Below are 21,082 nucleotides of genomic sequence, written 5' to 3' on the forward strand. Positions count from 1 at the left end.
CGCCCGTCGCGCCTCAGATGTCGCCGGGGACGTTGTCGCCGTAGGGCGGCCGCGGGATCTCGATGTGCGCGGTCCGCAACGCCGCCGACCACCGCTCGCGAAGATCGAGGAAATACGGCTCCGTCGGCTCGATCCTGTAATCGAGCTCGGGCGTCAGGGCGTCCTTCCGCAGCACGAGAACGTCGATGGGCGGCCCGACGCCGAGGTTCGAGCGCATCGTCGAATCCATCGAGATCAGGCCGATCTTGAGCGCGTCGTAGAGCTCGGTCTCGTACTTCACCGCCCGGTCGAGGATGGGCTTGCCGTACTTGTGCTCGCCGATCTGGAAATAGGGCGTGTCCGGCGTCACCTCGATGAAGTTGCCAGCGGCGTAGATCATGAAGAGGCGCAGGCGTCCGCCGGCGACCTGGCCGCCGAACAGCAACTGCACGTCGAAGCGCGCGGACATCTGCTCCAGGCTGGGGCCGTCGGTGCGCCACACCTCGCGCACGGCGCGGCCCACGAGTTGGGCCGCCTTGAACATGGTCGGCTGATTCTCGAGCGTCTCGAGCTCTCCGGTCTCCGGGTTCTCGAGTCCCTCCGCCAGAAGGCTCAGGACGGACTGGCTGATCGAGAGGTTCCCGGAGGTCGCGATCGCCAGCACGCGGCGGCCCTTCTCCGAGACGATCTTGAGTTTCCTGAAGACCGCGATGTTGTCGATGCCTGCGTTCGTGCGCGTGTCGGCGATCATGACGAGGCCGTCGCGGACGAGAATGCCGACGCAATAGGTCATGATACGCTTGAGCCCCGGCTGACGTGACGCGGGACGCTATCAAGAGACTCCCGCCAGCGCCAATGACTTGCGGCCCGATCCCGCATGGAAGCGGGGCAGGCGTGACATTTGGGCGCCGGCGGCGGCTCAGATCGCGTGCGCCGCGCTCCGCGGACCGACGATCCGGAGCAGAAGCGCCGTCCCCAGGCCCCATGCGCCGTTTACGGCCAGCGCCACGAGAACTCCGGCGAGCGGGAACCCGCCGCCCACGGGCGCGCCCTTAAGCGGCTGCACCACGAACCATGCGACCAGGCTCGGGGCGATCGCGCCGAAGAGCAGGGCGACGATCCAATAGCTCGGGGATTTGGGAAACCGGAGCAGAAGGAACGCCAAGGCGACGCCCCAGAGGCCGCCGAAGAAGCTCGCGGAGATCACCCGGGCAACGCCGAACGGCGCCGTCGGCGCCAGGGACCAGGGCTGCGCCGCCGTTAGGCCGCCTGCGGCGAGAAGCGCGAGCATGCCTTGATGGAACACCAGCACCGAAACGAACCCGGCCGCGAAGGCGGCCGCCAAACGATATCCAGTCATGCGAGATCCTTGATCGCGCGGCGCTGCGCCGCCTGATCGAGATCTAGCGCTGCGACTGCGTCTGCCCACCGATGGCGGGCGTATCGGGCCCGGGATCGTTGCGGACGTTTCGACGGTAGTTGCGCGTGGCTTGGCAGTCGCTGACCACGGCGGAAATGTCGAGCGTCTCGCCGCCGCCGCCGTAATGGGTCCCGCGGACGGGGGCCGCGCCAAGGTAATCGAGCGCGCTCGCGAGCCGGACGTGCCGGTCCGTGGTGGATACGCCGGTCGAAGGGTCGAACCCCACCCAGCCGAGGCCCGGCACATGGGCTTCGACCCAGGCGTGGCCGCCGTCGTTCGCGGGCTCCGCTTCATCCTCGCGCCGGTAGTAGCCGCTGACGTAGCGCGCGGGAATGCCGAGGTGGCGAGCGGCGACCAGGAAGACATGGGCCAGGTCGTGGCTCGCGCCGCGTTTCAGGCGGAACGCTTCGGCCGCCGTCGTCATGCTGTCGCGCGGGCCGCGCTCGTAGGTCATGTCCTCGTGCAGCGTTGCCAGCAGAGTGTGGAGTTGCGCCAGCACGTCGCCGGGGCTCTCCGAGATGACGGCTTCGGCGTAGGCGCCGATGTCGAGATCCGGCGCCGTAAGGTCAGTATTCCGCAGGTAGAGCGCAGGCGGGAAGCGCTCGAGCGTCGAGCGCACCACGCCGGCGTTGTCCAGCGTCTCCACTTCGCCCTCGACCAGCACGGTCAGGGTCTCGATCGGACCCTCGGCGGCGAACACATGCGTGAGGTTGCCGAAGGCGTCCTCCGACGAGCGGAGGCGGCAGTTGCGGTCGACGTCGAGCCGCCACCGAACCACGTGCTGGCCCTCGTAGTTTCGCGGCGTCAGTCGAAGGGTCTGGACGACCGCGCTCGCGGGGGTCTCGAAGCCGTAGGTGATCTGATGGCGAATGCTCAGGCGCATGAACCGTCCGGTCCCATGTCGTCGAAATGAGGCGTGCGCGTCATACCAGGTACTGCTCCGCGATCGCGGCGCCGAGGCGGTTGTTGTCCGCGATGAACTCGGTGATGAACTCGTGCAGACCCCCCTGGAAGACCTGCTTGATCTCGGCGTTTTCGAGCTTGATCCGGGTCGAGCGGGCGATCCGCTGAGCGGGCCCCTGACGTCCGTAGCCGCTGGCGAGATCGTCGAGGTGCCGCACCAGGTCGCCGTAGCAGGCGGCGAGCGACCGCGGCATCTGGTCGTTGAGGATCAGCAGGTCAGCGATCAGCCACGGCTTCAGGCTTTCGCGGTACACCCAATGATAGCTCGTGACCGCCGACACCGCCCGCAGGATGGCCGACCACTGGTAGTAGTCCAGCCCGCCGCCGACCTGCGTCTCCTTCGGCAGCAGCAGGTGGTACTTCACGTCGAGGATGCGCGCGGTGTTGTCCGCCCGCTCCAGCAGCATGCCGAGCCGAGAGAAGTCGTAGATGTCGTTCCGCAGCATCGTGCGGTGGCCGGAGCCGTCGAACCGGAGCCCGATCTCCTTGACCCAGCCGAGGAAGCGCGTGAGCTCCTCGCCCTCGAGCTTCCGATCCTGCCGCCGACGCAGCTCGAGCCAGGCGCCGTTGATGGCCTCCCACATCTCCACGGTCAGCGCCGTGCGAACCGCGCGGGCGTTGTGCCGGGCGACCTCGAAGCAACTGACGATCGAGGAGGGGTTCTCCTTCTCGAACACGAGGTAGTCGATCACGGTCTCGGCCGTGGCGTCCTCGTACTTCGCGAAGAACCCATCGTCGCAGCCCGCGGTGAAGACCGCGCTCTCCCACTCGTTGCTGGAGCCGGCGTAGGCCACGGGAAGCGACGCGAGGCGCTGGGTCGCCTCCAGGATGCGGGCGAGCGCTTCCGCGCGCTCGACGTAGCGCGACAGCCAGAACAGGTTGTCGGCGGTGCGGCTCAGCATACGGGCGGCGTCCTCGTTCGTCCTGCGGTCATGGGTTCGGCGGCGATGCTCATTCGTCCAGCACCCAGGTGTCCTTGGTGCCGCCGCCCTGGCTCGAGTTCACCACCAGCGACCCTTCGCGCATCGCCACGCGGGTGAGGCCGCCGGGCACGATCCGGACGCCGTCGGAGCCCGTCAGCACGAAGGGCCTGAGATCCACGTGCCGCGGCGCGACGCCGGAGTTCACGTAGGTCGGGCACGTCGAGAGCGCGAGCGTCGGCTGCGCGATGAACCCGGCCGGCGAGGCGATGAGCTTGGCGCGGAACAGCTCGATCTGCTCCTTCGAGGCGTGGGGCCCGACGAGCATGCCGTAGCCGCCGGAGCCGTGGACCTCCTTCACCACCAGCTCGGGCAGGTGGTCGAGCACGTATTTCAGCGCTTCCGGTTCGCGGCAGCGGTAGGTCGGCACGTTCTTCAGGATCGGCTCGGCGCCGAGGTAGAATTTGATGATCTCCGGCATGTAGCTGTAGATCGCCTTGTCGTCGGCGACGCCCGTGCCGACCGCGTTGGTCAGCGTGACGTTGCCGGCGTGGTAGGCGGCCATCAGCCCCGGCACGCCGAGCACGCTGTCGGGCCGGAACACCAGCGGGTCCAGGAACTCGTCGTCGAGCCGGCGATAGATCACGTCGACCCGCTTCGGCCCTTCGGTCGTCCGCATGTAGACGACGTCGTCCCGCACGAAGAGGTCGCGTCCCTCCACCAATTCGATGCCGAGCTTGTCGGCGAGGAACGAGTGCTCGTAATAGGCCGAGTTGTAGACGCCGGGCGTCAGCAGCACGACGTTGGGATCGGCCGAGGACGACCGTGGCGCGAGCGACCGCAGCGTGGCGAGCAGTTCGTCGGAGTAACGTTCGACCGGCGCCACCCGATGACGCGAGAACAGCTCCGGGAACAGGCGGATCATCACCTCCCGGTTTTCCAGCATGTAGGAGACGCCAGAAGGCGTGCGGGCGTTGTCTTCGAGGACATAGAAGGTCTCGGAGTCCACCCGCACGATGTCGATGCCGGCGATGTGCACCCAGATGTCGTGCGGCGGAGTCTTGCCCGCCATCTCTGGGCGGAACGCCTCGTTCTGGAAGACCAGGTCCTCCGGAATGATGCCGGCCTTAAGAATCTCGCGGCGGCCGTAGATGTCCGAAATGAAGCGGTTCAGCGCGTCGACGCGCTGCTCCAGCCCGACGCTCAGGCGTCCCCACTCCTCGGCGGTGATAATCCGCGGAATGATGTCGAACGGGATCAGCCGCTCCTGCGCCTGCTGGTCGCCATAGACCGCGAAGGTGATGCCGATGCGCCGGAACAGAAGCTCCGCCTCTTCGACGCGGTAGTTCAGCAGCTCGGCGGGGGCCGTCTTAAGCCATTCCGAAAGCTTGGCGTACGCCTGCCGGACGGAGCCGTCGGCCAGGGTCATTTCATCGAAAGGTGCGGTGCTCAAGCCTCGGCCTCGCTGCGGTGTCCTGGAATGATGCTAATCCGGATCGGCCGCGTGGAAAGGGGTAGTCTGCGCGTTTTTGGTGCAGGACGCCTGCGCAAAGTCTCATCAAATCAGCTTCAGACCCCTGAAACTCGCGTGTCCTTCACGCCCGACGATGACGTGGTCGTGCACGAGAATTCCGAGTGGCTTCCCGACGTCCACGATTGTTTTCGTCATCTCGATGTCGGCGCGGCTCGGAGTCGGGTCGCCGGACGGGTGGTTGTGGACGAGGATGAGCGCAGTCGCCCGCAGCTCAAGCGCCCGCCGGACGACCTCGCGTGGGTAGACCGGCGTGTGGTCGACGGTTCCGGTCTGCTGCACTTCGTCGGCGATCAGGGCGTTCCGCTTGTCGAGGAACAGGATCCGGAAGCGCTCGCGATCCTCGAAGGCCATGGCGGTACGGCAGTAATCGATGACGGCGGACCAAGACGACAGCACCGGACGCTTGCCGATGGCGCCCTTGGCGAAGCGGCGCGCCGCGCCTTCCAGGATCTTGAAGTCGGTCGCCGTGGCGTCCTTGACGCCCTTGATCTCGACGAGGCGCTCGTAGGGCGCCGCGAGCGCTTCCGCGAAAGAGCCGAAGGTCGCGACCAGCTGCTTGGCCAACGGCTTGACGTCTTTCATGGGGATCGTGCGAAAGAGCACCAGCTCCATCAGCTCGTAATCTGGGAGCGAGTCCGGCCCGGTTTCGAGAAACCGCGCCCGCAGGCGTTCGCGGTGCCCGGCGTAGTGCGGCGCCTCAACCTTAGGCGCCGATTTTTGAGGGGAGCGGACCGGCCGCGCCTCCGATAGGCCCGGCAGCTCCACTTCTCCGCCGTCGCCGCTTCGAGCCCTCGTCGCCATACGCTTCACGCCTTCGCCCACGCACGAAGCGTGGCGCGGCAAGCGGCGCGCCGCAAGTGAGTCGTGGCGCGAATCGGTCGTGAAACGCGGCGCCGCCTCAGGCGGAGGCGGCGAACGTCGGCTGGTGAAGCCCGCGCGGCGACAGAGTGAAGATTTCGCAGCCTTCGTCCGTCACGCCGATCATGTGCTCGAACTGCGCCGAGAGCGACCGGTCGCGCGTCACTGCGGTCCAGCCGTCGGCGAGCACCTTCACGTGAGGACGGCCGAGATTGATCATCGGCTCCACGGTGAAGAACATGCCCGGCTTCAGCGAAACGCCTTCGCCGGCGCGGCCATAGTGCAGGATGTTCGGTTCGTCGTGGAAAAGGCGGCCGATGCCGTGCCCGCAGAAGTCGCGCACCACCGAGGTCCGTTCGCTCTCGGCGTAGTCCTGGATCGCCGCGCCGATGTCGCCGGTGGTCGCGCCGGGCTTGATCGCGGCGAGGCCGCGCATCAGCGACTCGTAGGTGATCTCGATCAGCCGCTCGGCCCGACGCGGGATCTGACCCACCGGATACATCCGGCTCGAATCCCCATGCCAGCCGTCGAGGATGACGGTCACGTCGATGTTGACGATGTCCCCCTCGCGCAGCGGCTTGTCGTTCGGGATGCCGTGGCAGACGACGTGGTTGATCGAGGTGCAGATCGTCTTGGTGTAGCCGCGGTAATAGAGGCACGCCGGCAGCGCGCCGTGGTCCATCACGAACTCGAGCGCCAGTTTGTCGAGCGCTTCGGTCGTCACGCCCGGCGCCACATGGTCGTTCATGAGGTCAAGCGCTTCCGCCACCAGCCGGCCGGCGCGCCGCATCCCTTCGAACGCCTCGGCGTCATGAATCTTGATCGCCCCGTTCTTGCGGAGCGGAGCGGTCTGGGCGTCGACGAAGGTCATCTCGGGCGTTACGATCGGCGGTTCTCGGAAGATCGCAACATAAGCCCTGCGGGTCGCCGCGCCAAGCTGAAGCGGCCGCAGACGAGACTGCGCACGCCCATCTGCATGGTCGAGGCCGGCTTCAAGGAAGGTCATGACGACCGGCGCGGCGAAAAACAGAGAGACCGCGGCGACGCTCGATCGCGCCGGCCTCGCTCGGTCGTGCAGTCCGTTTCGAGCGCCTACGGGCGCTGGAGAATAACCCCGCGGTCGGTCACGACCACCCACTGCCGGTCGCGCCGTTCGATGGAGCGAACGCGGCCGACGCCGGGAATCGCGTCGCCGCGACCGACCTCGTAGGAGCCCTGCCGGCCCTCGACGAGGGCGAGGCCGTCGTAGACCTCCCGCACGGTCCAATTGCGCACGACCGATCCCCCGGCGTCCGGGGCGACGCTTCCTGTGGTCTCGGGATCGTCGACCGGCTTCGGCTTGAAGGCCGCGGCGGTTTCGCGGTTCTCGATCTTGTCGAGGCGCTCCTTGAGCTCCGAAAAACGCTGCGCGTCGTCGGCGGGCTTCGGCGGTTGCTCCACCTTGGCGGTCAGTTCGACGATCTTGGCCGAGGCGGCCTCGCGGGTCGCGGCGAGGTCCTTCTGGAGGGCGACGACCTCGGCTTTCAGGGCCTTGACGTCCTCCTGGCCCGCCGCGGCCTGGCCGGCGGCGGTTTTGGAGAGGGCGGCCTGATTGGCCTTCGCCTGTCCCAACGCACGGTTAAGGCGGGAGATTTCCGACTTCAACGCCCCGACGTCGCGGCCAAGGGCGGCGTCGCGGGCGCGCTCGCCGGTCGGATCGATGTTGAGGGCGAGGCCCATGCTGCGGGCCTCGACCGCGGATATCCCGGACACTTCGTCGACGCCGTCGGTCAGCGCCGGCGCGGTCGCGAACGTCGCGGCGGCGGCGCCGGCGATCATGGCCAGCGAGAGCGCGGCGGCGTAGGGCCACCACCGTCCGAACCGGCTGGACGCCGGCTCTTCCGGGTACAGATCGATCGTCGGGCGCGGACGTCGGGACGACCAGACCGTGACGTCGGGACGGGCGCGACCGAAGGCCGAGGAGGGCAGGTCGCGGTTCGGCTCGGGCAACATCGGGTTACTCGCGGGTTAACTACGCCCGCAATTAACCCTCCGTCACGGTTACCGGAGGGTTACCGGACCGCGTCGAGCGCTTCGGCCCCGCTGACCGTCCGCTCCTTCGGCCAGGAAAAGAAGTCGGCGTCCCGCTCCACCGCCGCGTCCAGCAGGCGGTGGTACTCCCGTCGCGGCGTCTCGATCGCGCCGAACCGCCTGAGGTGGTCGGTGACGAACTGGGTGTCGAGCAGGGAGAAGCCGCCTCGTTTGAGCCGGGCCACGAGATGCACGAGCGCGACCTTCGAAGCGTCGCGCTCGACGTGGAACATGCTTTCGCCGAAGAACGCCCCGCCGAGCCGCACGCCGTAGAGGCCGCCGACGAGCTTCCCCTCCCGCCAGGCCTCGACGCTGTGGCAGTGGCCGAGCCGGAAGAGGTCGAGGTAGAGCCGGCGAATACGCCCGTTGATCCAGGTCTTCATACGGCCGGGCGCCGGCGAGGCGCAGCCGTCGAGCACGGCCTCGAAGGCGGTGTCGACGCGCATGTCGAACACGTCCGCCCGCACGGTGCGGGCGAGGCGTTCGCCCACGTGGAAGCCGTCGAGCGGCACCACGCCGCGCAGTTCCGGCTCGATCCAGTACAGCCCCGGGTCGTCGGCGCTTTCCGCCATGGGGAAGATCCCGCAGGCGTAGGCCTTGAGCAGCACCTCGGGCGTGATCTCGACGAGGACGTCGTTGATGCGGGTCATGGACGGAACCCTAAGGCGTCCGTTGGACGTCGAAAAGGGCAGGCGGAGCCGTCGGCCCGGCTCGAGGCCGGAAGACGGCCCACGCGACGTCTCAGCCTGAGCCGCCGGCCGCCTGGCTGTCCGCCAGCATCTTCTCCAGCCAGTGGATGTCGTACTCGCCGTCCTGGATCGACGGGTCGCGCACCAGCCGGCGGAACAGCGGCAGCGTGGTGTCGACGCCGTCCACCACGAACTCGTCCAGCGCGCGCCGAAGCCGCATCAGGCATTCGGTGCGGTTGCGGCCGTGGACGATCAGCTTGCCGATCATGCTGTCGTAGTGCGGCGGGATCAGATAGCCCTGATAGGCCGCGGAATCCACGCGGACGCCAAGCCCGCCGGGCACGTGATAGTAGGCGATGCGGCCGGGGGAGGGGCGGAAGGTCTCGGCGTTCTCCGCGTTCACGCGGCATTCGATGGCGTGGCCGCGGAAGACCACGTCCTCCTGGGCGATCGCAAGCCTGGCGCCGCTCGCGATGCGGATCTGCTCGTTGATCAGGTCGATGCCCGTGACCATCTCGGTCACCGGATGCTCGACCTGGATCCGGGTGTTCATCTCGATGAAGTAGAACTCGCCGTTCTCGTACAGGAACTCGACCGTGCCGACGCCGCGGTACTTGAGCTCCCGCATGGCGGCGGCGACCGTCTCGCCGATCGTCTCGCGCTGCTCGGCGTTGAGGGCCGGGGAGGGCGCCTCTTCCCAGACCTTCTGGTGGCGGCGCTGCAGCGAGCAGTCGCGCTCGCCGAGATGGATCGCGGCGCCCTGGCCGTCGCCCAGCACCTGCACCTCGATGTGGCGCGGCTTGCCGAGGTACTTCTCGAGATAGACCGCGTCGTCGCCGAACGCCGCCTTCGCCTCGGAGCGCGCGGTCTGCAGCGCCTCGACGAGGTCGTCCTCGGTCATCGCGACCTTCATGCCGCGCCCGCCGCCGCCGGACGCCGCCTTCACCAGCACGGGATAGCCGATCTCGCGGGCGACGCGCTTGGCCTCGTCGTCGTCGGTGATTCCGCCGTCCGAGCCCGGAACGACGGGGATGCCCAGCCGCTTGGCCGTCTGCTTGGCGGCGATCTTGTCGCCCATGATGCGGATGTGTTCTGGCTTCGGGCCGATGAAGATCAGCCCGTGCTCCTCGAGAATCTCGGCGAAGCGCGCGTTCTCGGACAGGAAGCCGTAGCCCGGGTGCACGGCGTCCGCGCCGGTGATCTCGCAGGCGGCGAGCAAGGCCGGGATGTTGAGGTAGCTGTCGCGGGCGGCCGGCGGGCCGATGCAGACGCTCTCGTCCGCGAGGCGGACGTGCATGGCGTCCGCGTCGGCCGTCGAGTGCACGGCGACGGTCGCGATGCCGAGCTCCTTGCAGGCGCGCAGGATGCGCAGCGCGATCTCGCCGCGGTTGGCGATCAGAACCTTGTCGAAGCTCGCCATGTGCCCGTCAGTCCACGATCAGGAGGGGTTCGCCGAATTCCACCGGCTGCCCGTCCGCGATCAGGATTTCCCGGACGATGCCGGCGCGCGTCGCCGGGATCGCGTTCATGGTCTTCATCGCCTCGACGATCAGCAACGTCTGGCCCTGGCGGACCGTCTGCCCGACTTCGACGAAGGCGCGGGCGCCGGGCTCGGGCGACATGTAGGCCGTGCCGACCATCGGCGAAAGGACCGCGCCGGGATGCTTGGCCGGATCGATCGGGGCCTCGACCGCAGGGGCCGCGGGCGCGGCGGCCGGCGCGGCGGCGCCGACGTAGGCCGTCGTCGGGGCGGCCGAGAGATGCCGGGCGACCCGCACGCGCAGCTGGTCGTGCTCGATTTCGATCTCGGTCAGGTCGTTCTCGGACAGGAGCTTCGCGAGTTCGCGGATCAGCTCCTGATCGATGGACGCTTTGGAAGGCAGCTTGCTCATGGAAGGACGATCTCCGCCGGCGTTCGAGATCACGCCGTGATCGGTTCGGATGGGTCAGGCCGCTTGATGCGGCGGGCGAGAGCCTGAAGCGCGAGGTCGTAGCCGTCGAGGCCGAGCCCGACGATCACGCCCGCCGCGACAGGCGAGATGTAGGAGTGGTGCCGGAAGCTCTCCCGCGCGTGGACGTTGGAGATGTGCACCTCGATCGTCGGAACGCCCACGCCGCGGATCGCGTCATGGATCGCGACCGACGTGTGGGTGAGGGCTCCTGCATTCAGCACGATGCCCTGCGCCCTGGTCCGCGCCTCCTGGATCCAGTCGACGAGGTCGCCCTCGTGGTTCGACTGCCGGCACTCCACGACGAGGCCGAGCCGGTCGCCCGTCGCCCGCGCCAGCGCCTCGACGTCCGCCAGAGTCGACGATCCGTAGACCGCCGGCTCGCGCAGGCCGAGCAGGTTCAGGTTCGGGCCGTTGAGGATGAAGACGACAGGATCCAAGCGGGGAGCCGAGCTTGAGGCGTGAACGGACAGCCGGCGGAGGCCGGCGGCCGCGACGAGCGGCCCTTATAGGCAAGGCCGGCGCGGAACCCAAGCGATTCCGCCAAAGGGCGTACGGCGGTCCGCGCCGCCTTACCCCCCGGCGCCGCCGTCGAGGCGGCGGCAGGGGAGGCCGCTTTCGGTGAAGGACGTCAGGATCGCGTCGGCATGGGCGCCGTCGCGGATCTCGACGGTGAGGTCGAGCGTGGCGCCCTTGGCGGGCACGTCGAGGAAGCCGCGCTGGTGGTGCACTTCGAGGATGTTGGCGCCGAGCTCGCCGAGCCGGGTCGCGATCGTGCCGAGCATGCCCGGCCGGTCCGCGATCGTCATGCGGAAGGCCAGGATCTTCTGCTCGCGCTCCAGCTCCCGCACCATGATCGAGGCGAGGATGCGCGGGTCGATGTTGCCGCCGCACAGGATGAGGCCGACCGTCTTGCCCGCGAAGCGTCCGGGCGCCGCGAACAGCGCCGCGAGGCCCGCGGCGCCTGCGCCTTCCGCCACGGCCTTCTGCTGCATGAGGTAGGCGTTCACCGCCCGCTCCAGCTCGGCCTCGCTGACGAGGATGATGTCGTCGACGAGCCGCGCGGCGATTTCGCGGGTGAGGGCGCCCGCGGTCTTCACGGCGATGCCCTCGGCCAGCGTCGGGCCGCCGGTCGGCAGGTCCGCGCCCTTTAGCGCGTTCCACATGGAGGGATAGAGCGCCGCCTCAACCCCGATGATCTCGATCGAGGGCTTCAGGGCCTTCGCCGCCACCGCGACGCCGGAGATCAACCCGCCGCCGCCGATCGGGACGAGGATGACGTCGAGTTCGGGCGCGTCCGCGAGCATCTCGAGCGCGATCGTACCCTGCCCCGCGATGACGTCGGGGTCGTCGTAGGGGTGGACGAAGGTGAGGCCGCGCTCGAGAGCGATGGCGCTGGCGCGGATCTGGCTTTCGGCCACCGTCTCGCCGTCGAGCACCACCTCGGCGCCGAAGCCGCGGGTGGCCGCCACCTTCACGTGGGGCGTCGTCTCGGGCATCACGATCGTCGCCGGAATGCCGAGCCGCCGGGCGTGGTAGGCGACCGCCTGGGCGTGGTTGCCGGCCGACATCGCGATCACGCCGCGGGCGCGGGAGTCGGCGTCCAGGCGGCTGAGACGCACCACGGCGCCGCGCTCCTTGAAGGCGTTGGTGACGTGAAGGTTTTCGTATTTCACGAGAACCTTCGCACCCGTCATCGCCGACAGCTTCGGGGCCGCCAGCAGCGGGCTCGGCGTGACCGCGCCCTCGAGGATCTTCTGGGCCGCCTGAACGTCGGCGAGCGTCACGGTCATGTGGAGCGGGTCCTTGCGGTCGGCGCGGGAGCATAGGGGAGCGGGAAGGCGCGGGGCATCCGGTCTGGACGCATGGCTGAAACGACGGCGCGACGCCATCACGAACCCCGGCGCGCGCCCTGCGACAGCTTGACCCTCACCGCGCCCGGACCCATCGTAGCGGCGAAATCTTACGGAGACCTGCCGCGTGACGGCGACCCGCACCCACCTCGCTCCCTCCGCGGCCGCGCTCGCGCTGGCGACCGGCCTCTGGGCCGGGCCGGCCGCAGCGGAGTTCGTCGCGTTCGGGCCGACGGACCCGGTCGCGACCCCGTCGGAGCCGGTTGCGAGCATCGACGGCGCCGGCGTTTCGGTGGCGGCGGACGCCACACGTCCCGTGCTCGTGCATTTCTTCGCCACCTGGTGCGCGCCATGCCGCGAGGAGCTGCCGGCGCTCGGGCGGTTCGCCGCGCGTCAGGGGGAGGGCGTCCGCGTCTTGGGCGTCGACCTCGGCGAGCCGGCCTCCCGGGTGCGCGGCTTCCTCGCCACGCTTGGCGTCGCCCTGCCCGTCGCGCTCGACGAGGACCGCTCGCTGGCCCGCCGGTTCGGCGTGAAGGTCCTTCCCAGCACCGTTGCGCTCGCGCCCGGCGGAGCGGCCGCGGCGATCGCGCATGGCCCCGTCGACTGGGACGCCGACTCCACCGCCCGAATGCTCGCCGCGCTCAGGGCCGGGAACCACAATCTGCCCGACCACAAAAGCAAACACACGCAATGATCCGAGGGGGAACGTCATGATGCGCCGCCGCACGCTGCTGACGACCGGAGCCGCGCTCGCGGCCGCCGCCGTGATGAGGCCCGCCATGTCGTTCGCGGAGGAGGGCGCCTTCGCCCCCGCCCCCGGAGCATGGCGCACCTTCGAGATGCGCACCCGGATCGAGCTGACCTCGCTCAAGGGCCCGGCGCGCGTCTGGGTTCCGGTTCCCGCCTTCGCCGAAAGCGGCTGGACCCGCCCCCAGCCCACCACCTTCAGCGGCAACGCCGCGACGGCGAAGCTGGTCGAGGCGCCCGTGGGCATGGTCGTCGCGGAATGGCGCGGCGGCGCGGAGGCGCCTGTGCTCGAGGTGGTGAGTCGCGTCCAGACCCGGGACCGCGCCGTCGACCTCGCGGCGACCGGCGCGACGCTGTCAGCGGACGAGCGCGCACGCTACCTCGCGCCGAGCGACCTGATCCCGACCGACGGCATCGTGGCCGAGACCGCGAGAAAGGCGGTCGGCGCGGCGACGACGGACCGCGCCAAGGCCGAGGCGATCTACCAGTGGGTCGTCGAGAACACCCACCGCGACGCCAAGGTGCGCGGCTGCGGCCTCGGCGACATCGCGACCATGCTCGAGAGCGGCAATCTCGGCGGCAAATGCGCCGACATCAACGCGCTCTATGTCGGCCTCGCGCGGGCTGCGGGCCTTCCGGCGCGCGACGTCTACGGCATCCGCGTCGCGCCCTCGCGCTTCGGCTACAAGAGCCTCGGCGCGAACTCCGAGACCATCACCAAGGCGCAGCACTGCCGCGCCGAGGTGTGGCTCGATGGCCCGGGCTGGGTTCCGGTCGATCCCGCCGACGTCCGCAAGGTCGCGCTGGAGGAGCCGCCGGCGAACCGTCCGCTCGACGATCCGAAGGTCGCCGCGGCCCGCAAGGTCCTGTTCGGGGCCTGGGAGACCAACTGGGTCGCCTACAACGACGCCCACGACGTGGCGCTGCCGGGCGCGACCGGCCCGAAGCTCGGGTTCCTGATGTACCCACAGGCGGAGACCGCTGCCGGCCGGCTCGACTGCCTCGACGCCGACGGGTTCAAATACGTCATCACCGCGCGGGAGATCGTCGCCTGAGGCGGAGGTTTGGACCTAGGGTTTCCGAGCTGAGGTTTTTCCAACGCCTCAATGGGTTGAAAGGCGGACTTCACGTCGACTCCGAGATCTCCATCGCTCCGAAAGCAAGGGGCCGCATATGATAAAGCAAGGGGCCGCATATGATTTGGTTCCATAATATATCTTATGCGACTCATGGCTTGGGGTTGGGCCGGGACGCCGAACGGCGCCTTAGTTCCGCCTTGGCCGCGTCGGCCTAGTCTGCGTCTTCCGCGACGACGCTCGTCGCCTGCCCGTTCCGCCCGCGAGGTCGCCTGCATGTTCTCCCGTTCCGTGCGGCGCTGGGCGGCCGCGGTGGGCCTGTCGATCGCGGGCCTGACCGGCGCCTACGCCGGCGTCCTGGTGGCGACCAACAACTTCCATGTGCTCGCCCCCGGTGAGGTCTATCGGTCGGCGCAGCCGTCGCCGGACGACCTGCGCACGATCAAGGCGACCTACGGCATCGCCAGCGTGCTGAACCTGCGTGGCGCGAACGTCGGCAAAGCTTGGTACGACGCCGAGGTCGCGGCCGCGCGCGCCGCCGGCCTGACCTTGATCGATTTCCGCATGTCGGCGGCGGCGGAGCTGACGCCCATCGAGGTCGAGCGGCTGATCCAGACGATGCGCGACGCGCCGAAGCCGCTGCTGATCCACTGCCGCAGCGGCGCGGACCGCACCGGAGCGGCGTCCGCGCTTTATCTCGCCGCGATCAAGCACGCCGACGAGGAGACCGCGGAGTGGCAGCTGTCGCCGCTCTATGGGCACATCGCGACCTGGGGGCTGCCAAGCTTCGCCATGGACCGGATGTGGGAGACGGCTGAGCCGTCGCTCGGCTTCCACGACTCTTGACCTGACCGCGCGCGCGGGGCGACCTAGGCGAACCCCCACGCGAGTTCGAGCCGCCCCATGACCCCTTCCCGCGACGTCGCGCGCCTCGTCGAGATCATGGCCGCGCTCCGGACGCCCGTAACCGGCTGTCCGTGGGACCTCGAGCAGAGCTTCGCGACCATCGCGCCGTTCACGCTGGAGGAGGCCTACGAGGTCGCCGACGCGATCCAGCGCGGCGACCTGGAGGACCTGCGCGAGGAGCTTGGCGACCTGCTGCTGCAGGTGGTGTTCCACGCCCGGATGGCCGAGGAGCAGGGCGCCTTCGCCCTCCCCGACGTCGTCGAGGCCATCACCGCCAAGCTGGTCCGCCGGCACCCGCACGTCTTCGGCGACGCGCGCGATCTCCCGGCCGAGGAGGTCAAGGCGCTCTGGGCGGAGATCAAGGCCGAGGAGAAGGCCGAGCGCGCCGTCCGCCGCGGCGAGCCGGCGAGGGCGCCGAGCCTGCTCGACGGTGTGACGCGCGCCCTCCCCGGCCTCACCCGCGCGGTGAAGCTTCAGGAGAAGGCCGCCACCGTCGGCTTCGACTGGGACGACGTGGCGCTGGTCGTCGGCAAGGTGCGCGAGGAGGCCGACGAGGTCGCCGAGGCGGTCGCGAGCGGAGACCGCGACGCGGTCGAGGACGAGATCGGCGACCTGTTCTGCGCCATCGCGAACCTTGCGCGCCACATGGGCGTCGACCCGGAGACGGCGGTGCGCCGCTCCAACGCCAAGTTCGAGCGGCGTTTCCGCGCGATCGAGGCCGGCCTCAGGGCTCGCGGCAAGACCCCGGCCGACAGCGACCTCGACGAGATGGACGCGATCTGGAACGAGGCGAAGGCGGCCGAGCGCGCGGCGAAAGCCGCCGCGGAGTAGGGCGACGCTTTCGTCTCAGGCGGCCTCGGTCAGGCCGCCCTCGCCCGCGGACTCCAGCCGGGCGTTGAGGAACGACGAGATCCGGCGGATGGCGGATCGGGCCTCGGGCAGGAACCGAGCGAAGGCCTGCCAGACGTGGGGCATCTTCGGCCAGACCTCGAGCTCGGCCGCGACGCCGGCCGCCAGCAGCGCCCGGTGCATGCGGACGGAGTCGTCGCGCAGGATCTCGTCGCCGCCGCACTGGATCAGGCACGGCGGGAGCCCCCGGAGATCGCCGTAGAGCGGCGACAGCGAGGGATCGCGGACATCGCGGCCGGGCGCATAGGCGTCGACCACCGTGGGCAGACACGCGACCTCAAGAAACGGGTCCAACAGCGCGTTTTTCCGCATGCTTTCGCCTTCGCCGCTCATGTCGACGAAGGGCGAGAGCGCGACCGCCGCCGCGGGAAGCGGGAGCCCCTCGGCCTTGAGCCGGAGCAGCAGCGCGAACACGAGGTTGCCGCCCGCGCTGTCGCCGGCGAGCGCGATCGCGGCGGGCGACTGCCCACGGTCGAGCAGCGCGCGGTAGACCGCGAGCGAGTCCTCGAGCGACGCCGGGTGCGGGTGCTCGGGTGCGAGGCGGTAGTCGGGCACGATGGTCTCGGCCTGCGCACCGCGCGCCAGCCTCCCGGCGACGCCGCGGTGGGTCCGGGGCGAGCCCGCGACGAATGCGCCGCCATGCAGGTAGAGGATGGCCCTGCCCCCGCCGTAGCCGATCGGCGCATGGCGCTCGGCCGCGAGGCCGCCGATGCGCAACGCGCTGCGCTCCACGTTCTTCGGCAGGTCCGGCGCGAGACGAGCGATGGCGTCGATCTGCCGGCGGAGCCGAAGCAGATCGGGATTCGCGGTCAGCCGGGGCTTCACGCCGTAGCGCAGCGCCAGGCAGAGCAGGCGCGCCTGGGCGCTGACAGGTTCCCGCATCCGACGCCGCTCCTGTTGCATCGCACCAACATGGCCCGATCGAGCGCCGGGAATGAAGCGAATTCTGGGCGCGGCGGGCGGCGCCCGGCCCTGCCGGGGGCGACTCGTCGAGCGCCCACGTGACAAGATGGTCTTGGCGCGCAGCGGCGCGAATCGTTATGGACAGGCGTATGGCCGAAACCAAATCCGATCTTCTTGCCGGCCTCGGCGGCGAGCAGCGCAAGCCCGCGGCGGCGCCGAAGCCCGCTTCGCGCGCCCTGCCCCGTCCGGAGCTCTCCGCCGAGGCCGGCTACACCGCCGCCGACATCGAGGTGCTGGAAGGGCTGGAGCCGGTGCGCCGGCGGCCGGGCATGTACATCGGCGGCACCGACGAGAAGGCGCTGCACCACCTCTTCGCGGAAGTCATCGACAACGCCATGGACGAGGCGGTCGCGGGCCACGCGACCTTCATCGCGGTCGACGTCGGCGCGGACGGCTCTGTCACCGTCACGGACAACGGCCGCGGCATCCCGGTCGACCCGCACCCGAAATTTCCGGGCAAGTCCGCGCTCGAGGTCATCATGACCACGCTGCACTCCGGCGGAAAGTTCGACGGCAAGGTCTACGAGACCTCCGGCGGCCTCCACGGCGTCGGCGTGTCGGTCGTCAACGCGCTGTCGGAGCGGGTCGAGATCGAGGTCGCCCGCAACCAGAAGCTCTACCGGCAGGCGTTCTCCCGCGGCCATAGGCTAGGCGACCTGGAGGAGGTCGGTCCGGTCCACAACCGCCGCGGCACCCGCATCCGTTTCCTGCCGGACGCCCAGATCTTCGGGGCGGAGGCGCGGCTGAAGCCCGCGCGGCTGTTCCAGATGGCGCGCTCCAAGGCCTATCTGTTCTCCGGCGTCGAGATACGCTGGACGTGCCCCGCCGAGATGCTCGCCGGCGTCGAGAACGTGCCGGAGAAGACCACCCTGCACTTCCCCGGCGGGCTGAAGGACTATCTCGCCTCGAGCCTCGCGGGCCGCGACCAGGTGGTCGAGATCTTCGCCGGCTCGCACAGGAAGGCCGGCGGCCACGGCGGCGTCGAATGGGCGATCGCCTGGACCGACGACGGCGAGGACGGCTTCGTCCGCTCCTACTGCAACACCATCCCGACGCCCGAAGGCGGCACCCACGAGCAGGGCCTCCGGATGGCGCTGCTGCGGAGCCTCAAGGGCTACGCCGACCTCACCAACGTCAAGCGCGCGTCGATCCTGACCGGCGACGACGTGATGGCGGGCACGGTCGCCATGCTGTCCGCCTTCATCCGCGAGCCGGAGTTCCAGGGCCAGACGAAGGAGCGGCTGGCGACGGCGGAGGCGACGCGCATCGTCGAAGCCGCGGTGAAGGACGCCTTCGACCACTGGCTCTCCGCCTCGCCCCAGCAGGCCAACAAGCTGCTGGAAAGCGTCATCCTGCGCGGCGAGGACCGGCTCCGCCGCCGGCAGGAGAAGGACGTCGCCCGCAAGACCGCGACCCGCAAGCTCCGTCTGCCGGGCAAGCTCGCGGACTGCAGCCAGGCGGGCTCGAAAGGCTCCGAACTCTTCATCGTCGAGGGCGACTCGGCCGGCGGCTCCGCCAAGCAGGCGCGCGACCGCGCCACCCAGGCGGTGCTTCCCCTGCGCGGCAAGATCCTGAACGTCGCCAGCGCCGGCGCGGACAAGCTCGCCCAGAACCAGCAACTCGCCGATCTCCTGCTCGCGCTCGGCTGCGGCACGCGGGCCCGCTACGCCGACACGGACCTGCGCTACGACCGCGTGATCGTGATGACCGACGCCGACGTGGACGGCGCGCACATCGCCTCGCTGCTGATGACCTTCTTCTTCCGCGAGCTGCCGGAGCTGATCCGCCACGGGCACCTCTTCCTCGCGGTGCCCCCGCTCTACCGCCTCAGCCATGGCGGCACGACGCTCTACGCCCGCGACGACGCCCACAAGGACGAGCTGCTGGCGAAGACCTTCAAGGGCAAGAAGGTCGAGATCGGCCGCTTCAAGGGCCTGGGCGAGATGATGCCGCAGCAGCTCAAGGACACCACGATGTCGCCGGCCAAGCGCACCCTGCTGCGGGTGGAGATCGCCGAGGAGGGCCGCGAGGGCACGAGGGACGCGGTGGAACGGCTGATGGGCGCCAAGCCCGAAGCGCGCTTCCGCTTCATCCAGGACAACGCCGCCTTCGCCGGCGATCTGGTGGACATCTGAGAGGACGCAGCAAGCGCTTCCGCTCCTCTGCAGGACGTTCCCAGAACGAGGGAAATCGATAAGGGATCGAACGCCGCGTTTCGGCCGTTAACCTCGGTGACCATCCGCGAAGCGCCCTCCGGCGCGTTGGAGGCCCCGATGCCGAGACCCCCTCTCCTGCCGCTGGCGCTGATCGCGGCGCTCTCCGCGTTCAGCGCCGCCGCGCAGCCCGCCCCCTCGCCCGTTCCGACTGCGCCGCCCGAGAAGATCGATCCCGGCCCCATGCGACCGGAGGAACCCGCGCCGCCGGTCCAGCCCGACGCGCCCGAGGCGGCGAAAGATCCGCTCGGCGTCGCGCCGAACGTCTTCGCCGCCCGCATCGCGGCGCCGTGGGAGGGCGCGGCGGGCAAGGGCTTCTCGCGCGTGATCGGCGTGATCGACGGCGATCGCCAGCGGTTCTACGTGCAGTGGCTGAAGGAGCCTGACGGCGCGATCGTCGAGACGAAGGAGCTCGAGGACGCGGAAGCCGCCAAGCTGACCTTCGGCGACGTGCGCGCCGAGGCCAGCGACACCGGCGTGTCGGTCTTCATGGACACCGCCCCGGACAAGGACGGCATCCGCGACACCTGGGTGCTGATCATCGGCGAGCCCGGCGACACGCGGTTCGGCCCGGCGACGAACTGAAACCCGCAGGGCGCGCCCCGCACTCCCAACCGACACAACCCATGATGACTTTTAGTCGTAATGCACACCATTGGTGTGCATATAACGACGTCACTACAGTCTGCCGACATTTATGGGTCGGGAGACGAAGGTGATGGCGACCAAACCGAAAAACGGCCTGCAGCGCGGCACGACGGGCTACGCCATCAACTTTTTTCGCTCCGACATCCTGGTCAATCTTCAGCTCGACCTGAAGCGGCTCGAGAGGTCCGGGATCGACGAGGAGCTGTGCGCGAAGGTTCGCACCCTCTTGAGCGCGCTGGTGAGCGCGGCCTCTGCGGAGCCGCGCGGATCGTTCTGGAGGCGCGCCGTTCACGAGGTGCTCCGGGACTACGAAGCGACTTACAAGCGATGGAACGACGTTTCGGGCACGGACCCGAAAGCGATCGACGCCCGCGACGCCCTGCTGGCTGAGCTTCAGGACATCCGCCACACGATTTCGAACGTCTGTCGGGCGAACGCTCACAGCCTGTCCGAGGAGCACGACCTCGAACTCGTGACCGCCATCAACACCGCTCTCCGGGATACGATCAACCTGATCCCCGGCACCTTCTCGGCCTTGGCGAAAAGCGCCGAGCGTTTCTCCAAGAGAGCGATGGACGCCTAGGCGCGGGTGGGTCGATCGGCCCGCCGCTGTCGATCTCCGCCCCTGCGGCGCGCCCTACCCCGCCAGCAACCGCGCGAGCGCGGCGTTGACGGCCTCTGGGCGCTCCAGCGTCGACAGGTGGCCGCAGTCCGGGACGATCACGAGTTCGGCGCCGGGAATGGCCGCCGTCATGCGCCGCGCGTGCTCCGGCGGCGTCGGCGCGTCCTCATCGCCGACGAGCACCAGCGTCGGACAGGCGACGGTCGGCGGAACCTCCGAAAAATCCGCACGATTCAGGATGGCGGTCATCTGCCGGGCGAAGGCCGGCGCGCCGGTCTCGACCAGCATGGCCCGGACGACGCGCTCGAGGTCAGGCTCCTTGACGCGGGCGGGGTGCACGTAGCGCGGATAGGTCGCCGCGTGGATCGACTGGAGCTTGTCCCGCTCGGCCGCCGCGATCAGCACCCGGCGTCGCCCCCTCGCCTCCTCGGTGTCGGGGTAGGCGGTCGTGTCCAGCAGGGCGAGGCGGACGATCCGCTCCGGGGCCGCCTTCAGCATCTCGAAGGCGACGTACCCGCCCATGGACAGGCCGACCAAAGCGAAACGCTCCGGCGCCTCCGCCAGCGCCGCGGCGGCGATCTCGGGAAGGGTCGCGTGCCGGCGATGGTCGATGGTCATGAACGGCCACGCGCCGAGGTCGGCGATCTGCGGCGCGAACAGTCGTTCCGTGCAACCGAGACCAGGCGCGAAGACGATCGGCAATGTTGCTTCCATCAGTTCGTCGCTCCCGCCGTGTGTCCGCGCTCCGTGTCATAGGTTCCGC

Annotated in this window: 22 protein-coding genes; 7 read left to right on the top strand and 15 right to left on the bottom strand. The window is 69.4% G+C overall.

Annotation, left to right across the window (positions count from 1 at the left end):
• Positions 1–13: 13 nt before the first annotated feature.
• The 13 genes from JOD31_RS00865 to JOD31_RS00925 form a co-directional block, all read right to left on the bottom strand.
• Positions 14–772: a proteasome-type protease gene (locus JOD31_RS00865; RefSeq protein WP_204948440.1), complete on the bottom strand. Its 759-nt coding sequence runs from the start codon at positions 770–772 to the stop codon at positions 14–16.
• A 126-nt stretch (positions 773–898) separates the two neighbouring features.
• On the bottom strand, positions 899–1,339 hold the full coding sequence (locus JOD31_RS00870) for a hypothetical protein (RefSeq protein ID WP_246482292.1): 441 nt from the start codon (positions 1,337–1,339) through the stop codon (positions 899–901).
• Between the two features lie 43 nt (positions 1,340–1,382).
• The gene (locus tag JOD31_RS00875; protein WP_204948441.1) at positions 1,383–2,282 is read right to left on the bottom strand and encodes a transglutaminase family protein; all 900 of its coding nucleotides are present in this window, start codon (positions 2,280–2,282) and stop codon (positions 1,383–1,385) included.
• Between the two features lie 40 nt (positions 2,283–2,322).
• The gene (locus tag JOD31_RS00880; RefSeq protein WP_020185268.1) at positions 2,323–3,264 is read right to left on the bottom strand and encodes an alpha-E domain-containing protein; all 942 of its coding nucleotides are present in this window, start codon (positions 3,262–3,264) and stop codon (positions 2,323–2,325) included.
• Positions 3,265–3,313: 49 nt separating this feature from the next.
• On the bottom strand, positions 3,314–4,711 hold the full coding sequence (locus tag JOD31_RS00885) for a circularly permuted type 2 ATP-grasp protein (RefSeq protein ID WP_204949299.1): 1,398 nt from the start codon (positions 4,709–4,711) through the stop codon (positions 3,314–3,316).
• Between the two features lie 129 nt (positions 4,712–4,840).
• Complete coding sequence (gene radC, locus JOD31_RS00890; protein ID WP_204948442.1) at positions 4,841–5,617, bottom strand: RadC family protein; 777 nt, start codon at positions 5,615–5,617, stop codon at positions 4,841–4,843.
• A 97-nt stretch (positions 5,618–5,714) separates the two neighbouring features.
• Positions 5,715–6,545, bottom strand: coding sequence for a type I methionyl aminopeptidase (gene map, locus JOD31_RS00895; RefSeq protein WP_204948443.1), 831 nt, complete (start codon positions 6,543–6,545; stop codon positions 5,715–5,717).
• Between the two features lie 221 nt (positions 6,546–6,766).
• Positions 6,767–7,666 carry a hypothetical protein gene (locus JOD31_RS00900; RefSeq protein ID WP_204948444.1) on the bottom strand — a complete coding sequence of 300 codons (900 nt, stop codon included), beginning with the start codon at positions 7,664–7,666 and terminating at the stop codon, positions 6,767–6,769.
• A 59-nt stretch (positions 7,667–7,725) separates the two neighbouring features.
• Positions 7,726–8,394 carry a leucyl/phenylalanyl-tRNA--protein transferase gene (aat, locus tag JOD31_RS00905; protein ID WP_204948445.1) on the bottom strand — a complete coding sequence of 223 codons (669 nt, stop codon included), beginning with the start codon at positions 8,392–8,394 and terminating at the stop codon, positions 7,726–7,728.
• A gap of 91 nt (positions 8,395–8,485) precedes the next feature.
• A complete protein-coding gene (accC, locus tag JOD31_RS00910) occupies positions 8,486–9,853 on the bottom strand; it encodes an acetyl-CoA carboxylase biotin carboxylase subunit (RefSeq protein WP_204948446.1) in 1,368 nt (455 codons plus the stop codon).
• 7 nt (positions 9,854–9,860) lie between these two features.
• The gene (gene accB, locus JOD31_RS00915; RefSeq protein WP_204948447.1) at positions 9,861–10,325 is read right to left on the bottom strand and encodes an acetyl-CoA carboxylase biotin carboxyl carrier protein; all 465 of its coding nucleotides are present in this window, start codon (positions 10,323–10,325) and stop codon (positions 9,861–9,863) included.
• A 29-nt stretch (positions 10,326–10,354) separates the two neighbouring features.
• The gene (aroQ, locus tag JOD31_RS00920) at positions 10,355–10,822 is read right to left on the bottom strand and encodes a type II 3-dehydroquinate dehydratase (RefSeq protein WP_204948448.1); all 468 of its coding nucleotides are present in this window, start codon (positions 10,820–10,822) and stop codon (positions 10,355–10,357) included.
• 132 nt (positions 10,823–10,954) lie between these two features.
• On the bottom strand, positions 10,955–12,175 hold the full coding sequence (locus JOD31_RS00925) for a threonine ammonia-lyase (RefSeq protein ID WP_204948449.1): 1,221 nt from the start codon (positions 12,173–12,175) through the stop codon (positions 10,955–10,957).
• 187 nt (positions 12,176–12,362) lie between these two features.
• Between JOD31_RS00925 and JOD31_RS00930 the strand changes: the two genes are divergently transcribed.
• The 4 genes from JOD31_RS00930 to mazG all read left to right on the top strand — a co-directional run bounded on the left by JOD31_RS00930 (position 12,363) and on the right by mazG (position 15,795).
• The gene (locus tag JOD31_RS00930; RefSeq protein WP_204948450.1) at positions 12,363–12,929 is read left to right on the top strand and encodes a TlpA family protein disulfide reductase; all 567 of its coding nucleotides are present in this window, start codon (positions 12,363–12,365) and stop codon (positions 12,927–12,929) included.
• Positions 12,930–12,948: 19 nt separating this feature from the next.
• Positions 12,949–14,037: a transglutaminase-like domain-containing protein gene (locus tag JOD31_RS00935; RefSeq protein ID WP_204948451.1), complete on the top strand. Its 1,089-nt coding sequence runs from the start codon at positions 12,949–12,951 to the stop codon at positions 14,035–14,037.
• A 297-nt stretch (positions 14,038–14,334) separates the two neighbouring features.
• Positions 14,335–14,904: a dual specificity protein phosphatase family protein gene (locus tag JOD31_RS00940; protein ID WP_204948452.1), complete on the top strand. Its 570-nt coding sequence runs from the start codon at positions 14,335–14,337 to the stop codon at positions 14,902–14,904.
• A 57-nt stretch (positions 14,905–14,961) separates the two neighbouring features.
• Complete coding sequence (mazG, locus tag JOD31_RS00945; RefSeq protein WP_204948453.1) at positions 14,962–15,795, top strand: nucleoside triphosphate pyrophosphohydrolase; 834 nt, start codon at positions 14,962–14,964, stop codon at positions 15,793–15,795.
• Between the two features lie 15 nt (positions 15,796–15,810).
• Here mazG and JOD31_RS00950 read toward each other — a convergent pair whose 3' ends face one another.
• Positions 15,811–16,755, bottom strand: a complete 945-nt coding sequence (locus JOD31_RS00950; protein WP_204948454.1) for an alpha/beta hydrolase — start codon at positions 16,753–16,755, stop codon at positions 15,811–15,813.
• A 170-nt stretch (positions 16,756–16,925) separates the two neighbouring features.
• On the opposite strand from JOD31_RS00950, the gene parE reads away from it, so the two are divergent.
• The 3 genes from parE (at position 16,926) to JOD31_RS00965 (ending at position 20,280) form a co-directional block, all read left to right on the top strand.
• Positions 16,926–18,971, top strand: coding sequence for a DNA topoisomerase IV subunit B (gene parE / locus JOD31_RS00955; RefSeq protein ID WP_204948455.1), 2,046 nt, complete (start codon positions 16,926–16,928; stop codon positions 18,969–18,971).
• A 138-nt stretch (positions 18,972–19,109) separates the two neighbouring features.
• A complete protein-coding gene (locus JOD31_RS00960) occupies positions 19,110–19,634 on the top strand; it encodes a hypothetical protein (protein ID WP_204948456.1) in 525 nt (174 codons plus the stop codon).
• Positions 19,635–19,767: 133 nt separating this feature from the next.
• Entirely contained in the window at positions 19,768–20,280 is a 513-nt protein-coding gene (locus JOD31_RS00965) for a hypothetical protein (RefSeq protein WP_204948457.1), read from the top strand.
• A gap of 54 nt (positions 20,281–20,334) precedes the next feature.
• Here JOD31_RS00965 and JOD31_RS00970 read toward each other — a convergent pair whose 3' ends face one another.
• Positions 20,335–21,033, bottom strand: coding sequence for an alpha/beta fold hydrolase (locus JOD31_RS00970; protein ID WP_204948458.1), 699 nt, complete (start codon positions 21,031–21,033; stop codon positions 20,335–20,337).
• Between the last annotated feature and the right edge of the window lie 49 nt (positions 21,034–21,082).

The organism is Methylopila capsulata, assembly GCF_016907975.1.
Classification (GTDB): domain Bacteria; phylum Pseudomonadota; class Alphaproteobacteria; order Rhizobiales; family Methylopilaceae; genus Methylopila; species Methylopila capsulata.